Below are 15,431 nucleotides of genomic sequence, written 5' to 3'. Positions count from 1 at the left end.
AATAATATAATCATTTCGGTTAAATTGAAAAAGGCACGGCTATAGTCCAAATGATGAACCATTCCGTGCCTCCCATAACTAGAATTAACCTAGTTTACTTTCGATGTATGAAATTGCAGTTCCAACTGTTGAGATTTTTTCAGCGTCCTCGTCAGAAATCTCCATATCGAATTCGTCTTCAAGCTCCATTACAAGCTCAACTACGTCTAATGAGTCAGCACCTAAATCATCACGGAAAGAAGCTTCTAATGTTACTTCACTTTCTTCAACACCTAAACGGTCCACGATTACTTTTGTTACGCGCTCTAATACTGTAGTCAAATCGTTCACCTCCCCTCAAATGATTAAACAAAAAATCAAATTTCATTCCTACGAAATATTATTATTCAAATAATATTACATTACCATACCACCATCGATATGTAACGTTTGACCTGTCATGTAGTTAGCATCATCAGAAGCAAGAAAAGCAACAGCCTTGGCAATATCCTCTGGCTGCCCAAGTTTCGCCAGTGGAATTTGCGTTAGCATACCTTGTTTTAAATCGTCTGGTAATTCTGCTGTCATTTCCGTTTCAATAAAACCTGGAGCAATAGCATTAACTAAAATATTACGTGATGCTAATTCTTTTGCAGTTGTCTTTGTTAAACCAATAACACCCGCTTTTGCTGCTACATAATTAGCTTGCCCAGCATTCCCTGCTACACCAACAATAGAAGAAATATTAATGATACGGCCAGCACGCTGTTTCATCATTTGACGTGTCACAGCTTTCGTGCAAAGGAATACACCTTTTAAATTCGTGTCCATAACATCGTCCCACTCATTTTCCTTCATACGCATTAGTAAATTATCACGTGTAATCCCTGCATTATTTACTAAAATATCAAGTGATCCAAATGTTGTTACTGCAGCATCCATTAAAGCCGCAACCTCATCAGACTTTGCCACACTAGCCTGTACGGCAAGTGCCTCACCGCCAGCTTCTTGAATAGCGGCAACAACTTCCTCTGCCTTTGCTTGTGAGCCACTGTAATTGACGATCACTTTGGCACCTTCAGCTGCAAGTTTCACAGCAATTGCGCGGCCAATCCCACGTGATGCACCTGTTACAACTGCTACTTTACCTTCTAGTTTACGCATTGATTGCCCACTCCTTTGATGCTTCTACAACCGTTTCAAGTGACGCTTCATCAAAAACACAATACGTCGTAACAGAACGGTCTATTTTTTTCACTAAACCACTTAATACTTTCCCAGGTCCACATTCAATAAAGACATCTACACCCTCTGCAATCATTTCCCGAACAGAGGCTTCCCACTGCACAGCAGAATATACTTGCTCAACTAATTCATGTTCAATTGCCGACACATCTTGTAATTCATCCGCCTTAACATTTCCGATAACTGGAATTTGAGGAGCTGATAAAGTGATTGCTTCTAGTGCTACGCGTAATTGTTCTGCTGATGGTCGCATTAACTCTGAATGGAATGGCCCACTCACAACTAATGGAATCGCACGTTTTGCTCCCGCTTCCTTTGCGGCTACAGAAGCCTTTTCTACCCCGGCCTTCGTTCCAGAAATAACGATTTGCCCAGGGCAGTTGACGTTTGCAACCTGTACTTCATCACCCGCTGCTGTGATTTGATCTGTTACATTACGCAATGCGTCTAATTCCATCCCTAAAATTGCCGCCATTGCGCCTTTCCCCGCTGGTACTGCTTCGTTCATATATAAACCACGCTTGTGAACAATTGCTACTGCGTCCTCAAATGACAACACCCCTGCTATCACTAAAGCTCCGTATTCCCCAAGCGAATGACCCGCTGCATAATCAGGTGTAATACCCGCTGCACGTAATTTTTCAGCCACCATCACACCTGTAGTTAACAGCGCTGGCTGCGCATGATACGTCAGCGTTAATTCTTCCGCTGGCCCTTCCAGCATAATTTTCGATAGTTCAAAACCTAGTACCTGGTCTGCATTTTCATAAAATACTTTGCTTGCAGGTGTATTTCCTACGAACTCTTGCCCCATCCCAACTACTTGAGAACCTTGCCCTGGAAAAATAAATGCAATCTTCGTCATTTCTCTAAAATCCCCTTTGTGTAAAAAAATCTGTAACATTAGTCAGAGCCTTCAACTCTACTTAGCTACACGCGAACATACTTAGTCGTTTTCTAAGTGGCGTACTGTTTCAGTAATCGTCGACACAACAGTATGTTCCACCATTGTGTTTGCTTGACGAATCGCACTGAAAATCGCCTTTGCGTTCGACGAGCCATGCGCTTTAATAACAGGCGCTTGTAAGCCAAATAACCCTGCGCCACCATACTCTGTATAGTCCATTTTGTCTTTTAAGCTGCGTAAATCATTTTTCATAAGGACAGCGGAAATTTTTGTTTTTGTTGAAGACATAAATGCTTCTTTTAACATTTTAAAAATCGCGTCTGCTGTTCCTTCAATGGATTTAAGCACCATGTTTCCTGTAAATCCGTCCGTTACTACAACGTCCGCTACCCCATTCAGTAAATCACGTGCCTCAACATTCCCAACAAAGTTCAAGTCCGCTTCTTTTAATAAATCAAATGTTGCCTTCGTTAAGTCATTGCCTTTTTTATCTTCTGTTCCAATATTCAGTAAGCCTACACGCGGTTTTTGCAGACCACCTACTTTTTTCGCATAAATGTCACCCATAATGGCATATTGCAATAAGTGTTCTGGACGAGCATCTGCATTCGCCCCTAAATCTAACATTAAAAATCCATTACCATCGAGGGTTGGTAACGTTGTCGCAAGCGCAGGGCGTGCAATACCATCAATACGTCCTACTTTAAATAATCCACCTGCCATTAATGCCCCTGTATTCCCCGCTGAAAGACAAGCGTCCGCTTTCCCTTCAGTAACCGCTTCTAGCATGCGTGCCATTGAAGAATCTTTTTTTCGACGAACAGCGCGTGCAGGGTCATCCGATCCTTCTACTACTTCTTCGCAATGAACGACCGTTAAACGTTCATGTGTTTTCAAGAAAGGTGTAAGCTTTTCTTGTTGTCCATACAGCTGAATCTCTAAGTTTGGAATTTGCTCTAGTGCCAAAAATGCACCTTCAATTACTGACTTTGGCGCGTTGTCGCCACCCATTCCATCGAGTGCTAATTTCATTGTTGTTCACCTTCACCTTTCGTACGGTACATACTAAATTCACCGACAAAAACTGTCTCACCATTTACTACAGAAACTACCTCTACCTTCGTACGATGCTTTTCATCATCATGTCCAATAACTGTCGCCTTAGTAATAACACGATCTCCTGCCCTTACAGGTTTCACAAACGTAATATTTGAATGAGCTGTTAAGGCTAGTTCATCGTCAATAACCGCTACAGCTAATGAATTTGCCTGAGCAAACAAATGATGGCCTCGGGCAATACCGTTTCGCTGGAAAACATGTTCTTCCTTTACGTCAAAAATAGATAATGCACGATTATCTAATTCAATATCTATAATGTCTCCGATTACTTCATCAATCGGTAGAGATTTCACTTCATTTTCATAAGTTTTTGAAGCCACATCTTTAATACGTTCGCGTAATTCTGGAATTGATAATTCCATACGATCTAAGCGAATCGTTTGGACACTCACCTGAAACTCAGTTGCCAGCTGTTCATCTGTGACGAATGGATTTTCAGCAATCGTTTCAGTTAATTGTCGCTGTCGCTCTTTTTTGGATTTTCTCAACGTCATTCGCCACCTTTGCAGTTGTTATTAGCACTTGGTACTAACATCAGTATATAGATAGTAAAAAAAGAATGCAAGGCCTGTTTTATAAAACAGGTTTTGCATTCCCCTATAAAATACACTTCGATGATATTCTTTCTAAGTTCTAATCAAAACGATCACCTTGTAAAACACCTGAATCTTCAAGCATTTCACGTAAGGCTTTGTATTCATCATCTTGCCAAAAAGCCGGCGTCTCAATCATTTCAGTCGCATCTTTTCGTGCTGTATCAAGGGTTCTATAATCATGTACTAAATCGGCTACTTTGAAATCAGGCAACCCACTTTGCTTCCGACCAAAGAAATCACCAGGGCCCCGTAACTCTAAATCTTTTTCAGCGAGTCGGAAGCCATCGTTTGTTTCTGTCATCGACTGCATTCGTTCTTTACCTTCGTCTGACTTCGGGTCTGCAATTAATACACAATACGATTGATGTTCGCCACGTCCAACACGCCCACGTAATTGGTGTAACTGCGCTAAACCAAAACGTTCAGCATCGTAAACGACCATAAATGTGGCATTTGGAACATTCACGCCTACTTCGACAACCGTCGTTGAAACGAGTACCTGAATTTCGCCATCACTAAAAGCACGCATCACTGCATCTTTTTCATCTGCTGGCAATCGCCCATGCATTAATCCCACTTTATAGTGATTATTAAAATGCATGGCTAACTGCTCATAAATCTCTACTGCATTTTGTACGTCCAGCTTATCAGACTCCTCAATGAGTGGACAAATCGCATATGCTTGTCGCCCTGCTGCTAACTCTAACTCGAGTTTTGAAAGCACTGAGCCAAGTTGTTCTTTTTTCATCCAATGTGTTTCAATTTCTTTTCGCCCTGCAGGCATCTCATCAATCATCGAAACATCCATTTCACCGAACGCTGTTATTGCAAGCGTTCTTGGAATCGGTGTGGCTGTCATAAAGAGCACGTCAGGATTTTCACCTTTGTCGCGTAAAATACGGCGTTGCTCAACTCCGAAGCGATGCTGCTCATCCGTAATAACAAAGCCAAGTCTCTTAAATATAACATCTGGCTGAATCAGTGCATGCGTTCCAATTAAAATATCAATATCTCCACTAGCCAATGCCTCTAGTAACAAGCGTCGTTCTTTCGTTTTTGTGGATCCCGATAATAAGGCCACACGCACCCCGAAAGGTTCAAACCACTCTACTAAGTTTTCAGCATGTTGTTCGGCTAAGATTTCCGTCGGTGCCATTAATGCACCTTGGAAGCCATCTGTTACAGCCGCATACAAGCAAATTGCTGCCACAACAGTCTTCCCTGAACCTACATCCCCTTGTAAGAGGCGGTTCATACGATGTGGTTCTTTTAAATCTTTACAAATCTCATTGACAACACGTTTCTGCGCACCCGTTAATTCATACGGTAACGATCCAATAAAAGCGCGGACTTTCGCCAAATCAAAATGTATGACTGTCCCCTTCTCACTCTCTTTTCGTATTTTTCGCAATGCCTGAATACGCAATTGAAAGTTTAATAATTCTTCATAAGCAAAACGCCTTCTCGCCTGTTTGGCATGCTCGGCATTTTGTGGGAAATGAATACCTTCCATGCCATCATGCATTGATACAAGTTTATAGGCAGTTTGCAATCTCAACGGAATGGCATCTGGTAACTCCAATGCAAATTCATCAAGTGCCTGCCTCATATATTTACGGAAACGCTTCTGAGGAATTGTCCCCTTTAAGCTATAAACCGGTTCAAAATCCACTTGGTCGGTTTTCGGACCAAAATTCACACTTGTCCCGTTAATAACCTGCCTGCCTCGATCCCACTTTCCGGTTACCGTAATGATTGATCCAGGAACTAATTTTTGTTTTAAGTAGTTTTGATTAAAAAATACCACTTTTACTAAATGTCTTCCTGCTAAAACCGTTACTTGTAGGCGTGATTTATTACGCCCTAAAAATAGGACAGTTGGCTCACGCTCTACTTTACATTCAACAGTAACACGCTCATTATGCGGCGTTTGCGCTAAATCTTTTAATCGAAAATCTTCATGTCGATGTGGAAATGTCCATAACAAATCTGAAATCGTCTCAATGCCTAATGCTTCTAGATGTCCTGCTGTTTCTTTCCCAATCCCCTTTAACGTAGAGACTGGACTACTCAAATCAGTCACCTTGCACGACAGCTCCTCCAAAAATTTTCGCTGCTAATGCCTTTCCAGTAGGTGTCGCAGCTAAGCCTCCGCGCGCTGTTTCTTTTAAATTCGGACTCATCGACTGGCCAATGCGATACATCGCACCAATAACTTCATCACACGGAATACGACTTGTAACACCAGCTAACGCCATATCAGCTGCTACAAGTGAATTTGCTGCGCCCATCGCATTACGTTTAACACATGGTACTTCTACTAAACCAGCAACTGGATCACAAACTAGACCGAGCATATTTTTTAATGTAATCGCAAATGCTTCAGAACATTGCTGAGGTGTACCACCAGCCATTTCTACAATTGCTGCTGCTGCCATCCCAGCTGCCGAGCCAACTTCTGCCTGACAGCCGCCAGCAGCACCAGAAATTGATGCATTATTTGCCACAACAAAGCCGAAAGCACCTGACGTAAATAAATAACGAATCATTTGCTCACGTGTTGGATTTAATTTATTTTTCACTGCAAATAATGTACCTGGCACAACCCCCGCAGATCCAGCTGTAGGAGTAGCACAAATTGTACCCATAGCTGCATTTACCTCATTTGTCGCGACTGCCTTACTAACAGCATCCAATAATAAATCGCCTGACAAAGATTTCCCTTGTGCAATATAATTTTGCAGAAGTACTGCATCACCGCCAGTTAATCCGGTAACCGACTGCACACCTTTTAAGCCTCGCTCAACAGCTTCCTCCATAATCGTTAAATTATGATCCATTTGTACCATTATCTCTTCACGTGAGCGACCACTCATTAACATTTCCTGCTCAATCATCAGCTCAGAAATTTGCTTACCTTCTTGTTCTGCACGCGCGACCAGTTCGCGTACATTGTGAAATAATACGTCCATATTGCCACGCCTCCCTAATTATTAATTTTCGATACTTTCGTAATATATGGAATCAGCGAAATCTGCTGTAATACTTTATCCTCAATATTTTGATCGACTTCTATGACCATCAACGCTGTCAAACCACGTTCGATACGAGATACTTCCATATGACCTATATTAACATTGTGCATTGCCAAACAGTTTGCTACATTCGCAATACAGCCTGCTCGGTCATCATGTACAACTAGAATAGCTGGCATGCCTCCCGTTAAACGTAACTTAAAGCCATTGACCTCACTTACTTCAATTTTACCGCCACCAATAGATATTCCGACAACAGACATCTCACCATCATCATCACCAAGAACAAGACGTGCCGTGTTTGGATGCTCAGTGTTTGCCGTTTCAGGGATAAATTCATAGTCTAATCCCGCTTCTTTCGCATCTGCAAAAGCTGTTTTTATGCGCTCATCAAATGTATCATAATTTAATAATCCTCCGATAAGTGCCACATCTGTTCCATGTCCTCTATATGTTTCTGCAAAAGACCCATACAAGTGAATTTTCGCCCATTTTGGTTGACGCCCAAATAAATCTCGCGCTACTCGTCCAATACGCGCAGCTCCGGCCGTATGAGAGGAAGATGGCCCAATCATTACAGGTCCGATAATATCAAATACCGATGTAAATTTCATATAACTACCCCTCTATTCTATTTGAATAATAACATTGACCCTTATTTATATCATGCTTGATAGTCATAATAAAAGTAAAGTACTACCTCATCAAATTTCAGAAAATTAACGTTGCTATAATTCTCATATACTTTCATTTGTAAAAATCCTTTTGCAATAAGCAAAAGCAGTACACAATTTGTGCACTGCTTCCATCCCGTTATTTACAAAATAGCTAAGACTATTCTACTGAAATAATATATGGGTATAATCCTTGTTTACCGTTAAATACTTCAACCTCAGCATCTGGATAACGATCTTCGATAAACGCCGCTAGTTCATTTGCTTGTTCTTCTGTCGTATTTTCACCATAAATGATCGTCACGATTTCAGAATTTTCATCAACTAAGTCAACAATCACTTTTTCCGCTGCATCTTTAAGTGCTGGAGTTGAAAGAACAATCTTGCCTTCAGCAAGTGCCATAAAGTCATCTTTATGAATTTCAACACCATCAATCGATGTATCGCGAACCGCGAATGTTACTTGACCAGTTTTCACGTGAGCAAAAGCTTCTGTCATAGTCGCTTGGTTTGCTTCTACCGCTACCTCTGGATTGAAGGATAAAATAGCCGCCATCCCTTGAGGAATTGTTTTTGTTGGTACAACTGCGGCTTCAATATCTAATAACTCAACAGCTTGTTCCGCTGCCATCACAATATTTTTGTTATTCGGTAAGATCAACACTTTTTCCGCACCAATTGCTTTTACCGCTTTTACGATATCTTCTGTTGATGGATTCATTGTTTGTCCACCTTCAATTACGTAAGAAGCACCAATTGAGCGTAGTAATTCAGCCACACCCTCACCCATTGCAATTGTTACCACTGCATACGGATGTTTTTCCACTTTTTTCGCTTGAGGTGATGCTTTATGATCTTCGCCGACGATCGCTGAATGTTGTTCACGCATATTGTCGACTTTAATTTTAATTAAGCTACCATATTTTTGACCCATTGCTAATACAGACCCTGGTTGTTCAGAATGAATATGCACCTTTGCAATTTCTTCATCTGAAATAACAAGTAAAGAATCACCTAGTGGATTTAATTCATTGCGGAATTTCTCTTCATCAAATGGTTCTTTATCATCTTCAAGACGTACCATGATTTCAGTACAGTAACCAAATTCGATGTCTGCTGTGCTCATGAAGTCTTGTGCACGATGATGTTCAGCGTTGATTAAATCATCTAATGTTGCATCATTTTTCTCTGGTAATGGTTCACCTTTTAGCGAAGCAAGGAAACCTTCGTAAACAAATAGTAAACCTTGACCACCACTATCAACAACACCTACTTCTTTTAATACAGGAAGAAGTTCTGGTGTACGATCAAGAGATGCCTTTGCTTCCTTTGTGAATGCTTCCATCACAGCAATAAGATCAGTTTCAGTTTCAGCCACTTCCACACCTTTTTTTGCCGCTTCTCGTGCCACTGTTAAAATTGTTCCTTCTACTGGCTTCATAACTGCTTTATATGCCGTATCTACACCAGCTTGGAAAGCATCTACCAAACCTTTAGCATCGATTGTTGCTTCTTTTTCTACAAACTTACCGAAGCCGCGGAATAATTGCGATAAAATAACGCCTGAGTTACCACGCGCGCCCATAAGTAAGCCCTTCGATAAAGCTTGAGCAGTTTTTCCTATATGTTCAGATGCTTGAAGTTCAGTTTCCTTCGCACCTGAAGTCATCGATAAGTTCATATTTGTACCTGTATCGCCATCTGGTACAGGGAATACATTTAATGAATCTACATAATTTGCATTTTGATACAAATGATGCGCACCCATTTGTACCATCTCAGCAAATTTTAATCCGTCTAATGACTGCATTCGATTTTGTTCCTCCTCTTACACTTTCGCTACACGAACGCCCTGTACAAAAATATTGACAGATTTCACGCTCATACCTAATGTTTTATTAACTGTATATTTCACCTTAGATTGCACTTGATACGCAACTTCTGAAATTTTTGTACCGTAACTTACGATTATATACATATCAATATGTAGATCTTCTGCTTGTTGTCGAATGACAACACCTTTAGCAAAGTTTTCTTTACGTAAAATATCAGTTAGACCGTCGCGAACTTGATGTTTAGATGCCATGCCGACAATACCGTAACATTCTACAGCAGCGCCTCCTGCAATTTGTGCAAGTACATCCGTTGAAATATCAATTTGGCCGAATTCGTTATTTAATTCAATTGACATTGAAATGCCCCCTTGGCTCTTTTTGACTAATATATATTGTACTACACTAACTGTGATTATAAAAGAAAACGTTCATCTTCGTCTAGTTTAGACACGCCAGTATAAGAAAGCATATTCTATTTTTACGTTTTATGCCGCTTATATGCCTGTAAAGGTTTTTTTCTTGAAAGGTTGTGTTAAAACTATTGCACTGAACGCTGACGTATGTTAAATTATTATGGTATGTGAAATACCGAACTGAAATAATAATCTTTCAGCATCAACTGTAAGGAGGGAATACAACATGCCAAAACAATGTGTAATCACTGGTCGTAAAGCTCGTACTGGTAACAACCGTTCCCACGCTATGAACGCTTCTAAACGTACTTGGGGCGCTAACCTTCAAAAAGTTCGTATCTTAGTAGACGGTAAACCAAAACGTGTATGGGTTTCTGCTCGTGCATTAAAATCAGGTAAAGTTGAGCGCGTATAATCGCTGCTTATAAAAAAATCGATTTCGCCTCGAGCGCAAATCGATTTTTTTCTTTCTTAATATTAGTATCCTTATTTAGTAATTTTCCATTCACTTAAAATTACTAAATGAAAAAACCCGACTGCCATTAGTCGGGTTTTTTTTCTTTCTTATCTTTTCGGAAAAGCTGGATACATGTGCGCGTAATACTACTTACAAATTTAGGTAACTGGAATGTGTATACTTTCAGGACCCTCTCCCCCTCACACTAATCTATGCTTCTTATCATTAAACATATGCCATGTGAAAAAAATATAGACCCGAAAGCTCCAATAATTTCATTGCTCGTAAAACGAGTTGAACCTAATGATATATATTCATTCGTCGTTTCGTACTTCACATTACGCAATGTAACGCCTTCAATAGGGTTTTCATGAGCGAAAAATGACAAATAGCGATAGCGTTCATCTGCTTCAATAACATGTGTACCTGGCAGTAAAAATTGAAGGGTATTCGCATTATTGACGATTTTCAGCGTAATCGAAGGATTTTCTTTCTGTAGTCGATAAATTGAGCGAACAGCCGCCTCATAGTGATCAAGACGCCCGCCCGTTACACCTATTAAGATAATTTCTGTCGGTACATACGTAAGTGCCTTCAATAGTGCTAAATCTGTATCGGTTTCATTCTTCTCTTCTTTAAAGCGCTGTGCATCATTCGTATGTTCCATCACTCGCCCATATTCCGCTTGTGATAACGAATCGAAATCGCCTACAATTGCATGTGGCGTAATACCCTGCTCGATTAAATACAAGGCACCTCGGTCCGCACCGATATAATACACGTCGTCTCTCCCCTTATAAGGCGACAAAGAACAAAGTTCAGTTATTGGCCCTCCTGCACAAACGACGATGGTTGTCATTTTTGAATCGCTGCTTCACCAGCCGCTAAAATTTCTTGTAATGCTGCTGTACGATCTTCTTTGCTATAAATTGCTGAGCCAGCTACAAAAATTGTCGCCCCTGCCTTAGCACATGGCACAATTGTTTCAGCATTAATACCGCCATCAATTTCAATGTCGATATTCAAGCCACGTTCTTTAATAATCGTTGATAACGCTTCTACTTTTGGGACAACAGAATGGATGAATTTTTGACCACCAAAGCCTGGGTTAACCGTCATAAATAATACCATATCAATATCCTCTAAAATATGTTGAATCGACTCAATTGGCGTATGTGGATTTAACACGACACCTGGTTTTACACCGTATGAACGAATTAATTGAATTGTACGGTGTAAATGACGGCAAGCTTCCACATGTACCGTAATATAATCTGCTCCTGCTTTTGCAAATTGTTCGATATATTGATCTGGATTTTCAATCATTAAATGTACATCTAAAGGTAAATCAGTTAATGGACGAATGGCATCTAACACGATAGAACCAAATGAAATATTCGGTACGAAATGTCCATCCATTACATCAATATGAATAAGCTTTGCGCCTGCTTGCTCTACTTCTTTCACTTCTTGGCCTAATTTTGCGAAGTCTGCTGCTAAAATCGATGGTGCTATTTTGATCATTTTCTAATACCTCGGCTTTCTATCCATAATTTCTTGCATAAATTGTTCATAATGCTTGTAGCGATAGTCTCGAATTTCCCCTTGCTCTACCGCTGCCTTAACTGCACATTTAGGCTCCTTAAGATGAAGACATGCTCTAAACTTACAATTAGCTGAAATACGCTCCATTTCAGGGAAACAAGCGCCTAGCTCTTCTTTTTCAATTTCATCAAAATCGAATGAGCTGAATCCAGGTGTATCTGCTAATAATCCATCACATACTTCGATTAGCTCTACATGTCGTGTCGTATGTTTTCCTCGACCCAAGCTTTGTGAAATAATTCCGGTTTTTAAATTCAATTCCGGAATGAGCGTATTCAATAATGTCGACTTCCCGACACCTGATTGCCCTGCCAATACGGACGTTTTCCCTTTTAAAATCGGCTGTAAACGTTCAACTAACTCTACTTCATCTTTATATGTTTGTAATACAGTATAGCCCATTTTTTCGTAATCCTCGATGTAGCCTTGTAATTCCTCACGTTCATCCTCTTCTAACAAATCCAACTTTGTTAGGCAAATAATCGGATGCACGCGGAATGACTCTAATACAACTAGAAAACGGTCTAATAAAATTGTATTAAAATTTGGTTCCTTTACAGAAAACACTAAAATCCCCTGGTCGATATTAGCAATAGGTGGGCGGACAAGTTCATTTTGACGCTCGTTTATTTTTTGAATCGTGCCATCAGAACCTTCAGTTTCAACCGTATACTCGACTACATCTCCAACGAGTGGAGATTCACCACGGTTACGAAATACACCACGCCCACGGCATTGAATGAGTTGTTTTCCATCATATACATAATAATATCCACTTAATGCTTTACGAATTTGGCCTTGCGCCATCAAATACCCCCTTAGTCTCTATCACCATATCTAAATGAATCTTCAGCAATAATACTTGCATCACGTAAAACTTTATAAGCTGCTTCTTCACCTTCAACAATAGTTAATACTATCTCATATACTTCATCAGATTTAATGGTGAATTCTTTATGAGGCTTCGCCATTGTACGTGTTTTATCTTGAATTTCAACGCGAACCTTTTGCTCCGCACCTTCCTCTGCTGGTTCATATGGAATTGTAATAAGTATCCTGCGAATCTCTTCTTGTTTCTCAGCTGGCCCTTTACTTAATACAACCGAAATTGTGCCACCCGGTTCTAATTTACTACCAGCATTCGGCGATTGCGAAATCACACTACCTGCAGGAACCGTTGAAGAATAATCCTCACGTTCTACACGATATTTCAGCCCTTTAGAATTCACATAGCGTTCTAGTTCCGCCTTTGTATAGCCCTTAACGCTCTCAACGGTAATCATATTTTTACCTTGACTCACAGTAAAGACAATTGTCGTCTCTGTTGGTACGACCTCCTCGCCCGCTGCGGGGGTTTGATCGATAATCGTACCTGCAGGTTCATCATCATACACGTACTTTTCTTCGATATGTGCAAACTTGCCTGCCAATAGTGCCTTCACTTGTGAAAATGAACGACCTGTATAATCATCCATTTTGACCTTTGCCACTCCTAGACTGACAATTAAATCGATTTCCGTTCCTTTGACACGCATAGTACTCTCTTCAGGGTCCGTCTCAATGACTTTACCTTCCTCTATTTCCTCTGAATTCCGTTCTATACGTTCTCCTACAACAAAGCCTGCTGCCTCTAACTTCTTCGTAGCAACATCTACGGTTTCATTCGTTACATTCGGCACAGGGAATTTTTTCGGACTAAATACATCTGTTGCTAAAAATAAATATAATAAAACAATCGCAATAGCCACTACAATCCCAGCTGCCATTATAGGCCATTTCTTTTTATTATTCTTCTGACTCTTCTTAACCGGCTTCACTTTTTCAGTTACTTTTTTAGTAGCTTTTTTTGGCTCAAATTGCTTAATTGGATCCATGGCTCTAGTCTCTGTTAAATCTTCGCTCTCTCGTATAGGCTGTTCCTTAATGATTGGAATCACCCTTGTTGCATCATTATCAATAGGCGTAGCAAATTTCTTTTCGTGAATGCGGGATAGAGAAAGAACTGTGTCTAAGTCCGCCTGTAATTCTTCCACAGTCGCATAACGATGAGCAGGGTCTTTTGCGGTTGCTTTTAATACCACATTTTCTAGGCTTTGCGGAATCGTGGCATCAAATGCACGGATAGAAGGTGTCTCTGTTTGCAGATGCTTAAGTGCAATGGATACCGCAGACTCCCCAGAAAACGGTAATTCACCTGTTAACAATTCGTACAACACAATACCAAGTGCATATATGTCTGACTGATTGGTCGCTGTCCCACCACGTGCCTGCTCTGGTGATAAATAATGAACTGTTCCAAGTACTGAGTTCGTTTGCGTAAAAGAAGTTGAGCTTAATGTTATGGCAATACCGAAATCCGTAATTTTCACATTACCTTCGCCGTCCATTAAAATATTTTGTGGTTTAATGTCACGGTGAATAATATGATTTTCATGCGCATCCGCGATTGCTGACGTAAGCTGCCTCATAATGTGCACGCTACGTGCAGGTGAAATCGGTGCGAATTCCTGTATGTATTGCTTTAGAGTTTTCCCTTGTACATATTCCATTACAATATAATGTAAGTCTCCATCGTCACCTACATCATAAATGCTAACAATGTTTGGATGTGTAAGGCTTGTTGCGGATAACGCCTCTCGCTGGAAACGACGATGTAACTCATCTTCATTTGTAAAATCATAGCGCAAAACTTTAATCGCAACATCACGGTTTAAAATGACATCATGCGCCAAATACACATTGGACATGCCGCCACCACCGATGAGCTCTATAATTTTATAGCGATCACTAATTCTTTTTCCTACAAGCATGCTTACACCTCCTCATGTTGCCATGTGAGCAGGACGAGGGAAATATTATCCTCGCCCCCACTAGCGTTGGCTAGTTTCACAAGTTTCTGTCCTTTTTCTTCCATCGAGTCTGGAAATGTGATAATCGATGCCATTTCAGCTACCGATAGTTTATTACTTAAACCATCCGAGCATACGAGTAAATACGACTGTGGGGCTAACTCTAGTTCATAAAAATCGGGCTCAATTGTTTCTTCGGTACCAATTGCTTTTAAGATAAAATTTTTCTTTGGATGCGTTAACGCTTCCTCTTCACTAATTTCACCATTTTCAACAAGTACATTTACATATGAGTGATCCTTTGTTACTTGTTTTGCACCTTCGTCAAAGAAATAATACACACGACTATCGCCAACATGTGCAATTAAACAATGATTTTGTTCAATTAATACGGCAATAAATGTTGTACCCATCCCTTTACAGTCTTCGTGTGATAAAGAATAATCGTAAATAGTAGTATTAAGTTGTTCTACTGCTTGTAATAACCATTCTTTTTTTGATGTTGTAGACTCAAAATGATGCGCTTCTGCTTGTAAAAATTCGGCTTCCATTTGCTTCATTGCCATATCGCTCGCTACATCACCAGCGTTATGACCACCCATGCCATCTGCTACTAATGCAAGTTCGTAGCCATCTGGACGTTTAAAATATGCAGCACGGTCTTCATTTATCGCTCTTTTTAACCCAATATCACTTTCGACTGTGTATTTCATCACA

17 protein-coding genes are annotated in these 15,431 nt (G+C 40.3%); 1 reads left to right on the top strand and 16 read right to left on the bottom strand.

Going from position 1 to position 15,431, the window contains the following annotated elements:
• Positions 1-84: 84 nt before the first annotated feature.
• The 10 genes from acpP to ACIQZG_RS03040 form a co-directional block, all read right to left on the bottom strand.
• Positions 85-321: an acyl carrier protein gene (gene acpP / locus ACIQZG_RS03085; RefSeq protein ID WP_053584375.1), complete on the bottom strand. Its 237-nt coding sequence runs from the start codon at positions 319-321 to the stop codon at positions 85-87.
• Between the two features lie 75 nt (positions 322-396).
• Positions 397-1,143: a 3-oxoacyl-[acyl-carrier-protein] reductase gene (gene fabG / locus ACIQZG_RS03080; protein ID WP_402753700.1), complete on the bottom strand. Its 747-nt coding sequence runs from the start codon at positions 1,141-1,143 to the stop codon at positions 397-399.
• Positions 1,136-2,089 carry an ACP S-malonyltransferase gene (gene fabD / locus ACIQZG_RS03075; RefSeq protein WP_402753699.1) on the bottom strand — a complete coding sequence of 318 codons (954 nt, stop codon included), beginning with the start codon at positions 2,087-2,089 and terminating at the stop codon, positions 1,136-1,138. The genes fabG and fabD overlap by 8 nt, the downstream gene beginning before the upstream one ends.
• 81 nt (positions 2,090-2,170) lie before the next feature.
• Entirely contained in the window at positions 2,171-3,163 is a 993-nt protein-coding gene (gene plsX, locus ACIQZG_RS03070; RefSeq protein ID WP_402753698.1) for a phosphate acyltransferase PlsX, read from the bottom strand.
• A complete protein-coding gene (fapR, locus tag ACIQZG_RS03065; protein WP_402753697.1) occupies positions 3,160-3,738 on the bottom strand; it encodes a transcription factor FapR in 579 nt (192 codons plus the stop codon). The genes plsX and fapR overlap by 4 nt, the downstream gene beginning before the upstream one ends.
• A gap of 145 nt (positions 3,739-3,883) precedes the next feature.
• Positions 3,884-5,929, bottom strand: a complete 2,046-nt coding sequence (gene recG, locus ACIQZG_RS03060; protein ID WP_402753696.1) for an ATP-dependent DNA helicase RecG — start codon at positions 5,927-5,929, stop codon at positions 3,884-3,886.
• Positions 5,922-6,818, bottom strand: a complete 897-nt coding sequence (gene sdaAA / locus ACIQZG_RS03055) for an L-serine ammonia-lyase, iron-sulfur-dependent, subunit alpha (RefSeq protein WP_402753695.1) — start codon at positions 6,816-6,818, stop codon at positions 5,922-5,924. Before sdaAA ends, recG begins: the two co-directional genes overlap by 8 nt.
• A gap of 14 nt (positions 6,819-6,832) precedes the next feature.
• Positions 6,833-7,495, bottom strand: a complete 663-nt coding sequence (gene sdaAB, locus ACIQZG_RS03050; RefSeq protein ID WP_402753694.1) for an L-serine ammonia-lyase, iron-sulfur-dependent subunit beta — start codon at positions 7,493-7,495, stop codon at positions 6,833-6,835.
• Between the two features lie 220 nt (positions 7,496-7,715).
• Positions 7,716-9,365, bottom strand: coding sequence for a DAK2 domain-containing protein (locus tag ACIQZG_RS03045; RefSeq protein ID WP_402753693.1), 1,650 nt, complete (start codon positions 9,363-9,365; stop codon positions 7,716-7,718).
• Positions 9,366-9,383: 18 nt separating this feature from the next.
• A complete protein-coding gene (locus ACIQZG_RS03040) occupies positions 9,384-9,746 on the bottom strand; it encodes an Asp23/Gls24 family envelope stress response protein (protein ID WP_402753692.1) in 363 nt (120 codons plus the stop codon).
• Positions 9,747-10,029: 283 nt separating this feature from the next.
• On the opposite strand from ACIQZG_RS03040, the gene rpmB reads away from it, so the two are divergent.
• Positions 10,030-10,218 carry a 50S ribosomal protein L28 gene (gene rpmB, locus ACIQZG_RS03035; protein WP_402753691.1) on the top strand — a complete coding sequence of 63 codons (189 nt, stop codon included), beginning with the start codon at positions 10,030-10,032 and terminating at the stop codon, positions 10,216-10,218.
• Between the two features lie 127 nt (positions 10,219-10,345).
• On the opposite strand, the gene spoVM is transcribed toward rpmB, so the two are convergent.
• The 6 genes from spoVM to ACIQZG_RS03005 are packed head-to-tail and all read right to left on the bottom strand — an operon-like array spanning position 10,346 to position 15,427.
• A complete protein-coding gene (gene spoVM / locus ACIQZG_RS03030; RefSeq protein ID WP_402753914.1) occupies positions 10,346-10,447 on the bottom strand; it encodes a stage V sporulation protein SpoVM in 102 nt (33 codons plus the stop codon).
• An 18-nt stretch (positions 10,448-10,465) separates the two neighbouring features.
• On the bottom strand, positions 10,466-11,119 hold the full coding sequence (locus ACIQZG_RS03025) for a thiamine diphosphokinase (protein WP_402753690.1): 654 nt from the start codon (positions 11,117-11,119) through the stop codon (positions 10,466-10,468).
• Complete coding sequence (gene rpe / locus ACIQZG_RS03020; RefSeq protein ID WP_402753689.1) at positions 11,116-11,784, bottom strand: ribulose-phosphate 3-epimerase; 669 nt, start codon at positions 11,782-11,784, stop codon at positions 11,116-11,118. Before rpe ends, ACIQZG_RS03025 begins: the two co-directional genes overlap by 4 nt.
• Before the next feature lie 3 nt (positions 11,785-11,787).
• Complete coding sequence (gene rsgA, locus ACIQZG_RS03015) at positions 11,788-12,672, bottom strand: ribosome small subunit-dependent GTPase A (protein WP_402753688.1); 885 nt, start codon at positions 12,670-12,672, stop codon at positions 11,788-11,790.
• An 11-nt stretch (positions 12,673-12,683) separates the two neighbouring features.
• Entirely contained in the window at positions 12,684-14,675 is a 1,992-nt protein-coding gene (gene pknB / locus ACIQZG_RS03010; protein ID WP_402753687.1) for a Stk1 family PASTA domain-containing Ser/Thr kinase, read from the bottom strand.
• 2 nt (positions 14,676-14,677) lie between these two features.
• Positions 14,678-15,427 carry a Stp1/IreP family PP2C-type Ser/Thr phosphatase gene (locus ACIQZG_RS03005; protein WP_402753686.1) on the bottom strand — a complete coding sequence of 250 codons (750 nt, stop codon included), beginning with the start codon at positions 15,425-15,427 and terminating at the stop codon, positions 14,678-14,680.
• Positions 15,428-15,431: the final 4 nt, after the last annotated feature.

The sequence above is a fragment of the Lysinibacillus sp. NPDC096418 genome (genome assembly GCF_044762775.1).
Taxonomy (GTDB): Bacteria; Bacillota; Bacilli; order Bacillales_A; family Planococcaceae; genus Lysinibacillus.
This window is presented reverse-complemented; position numbering and strand designations above follow the sequence as displayed.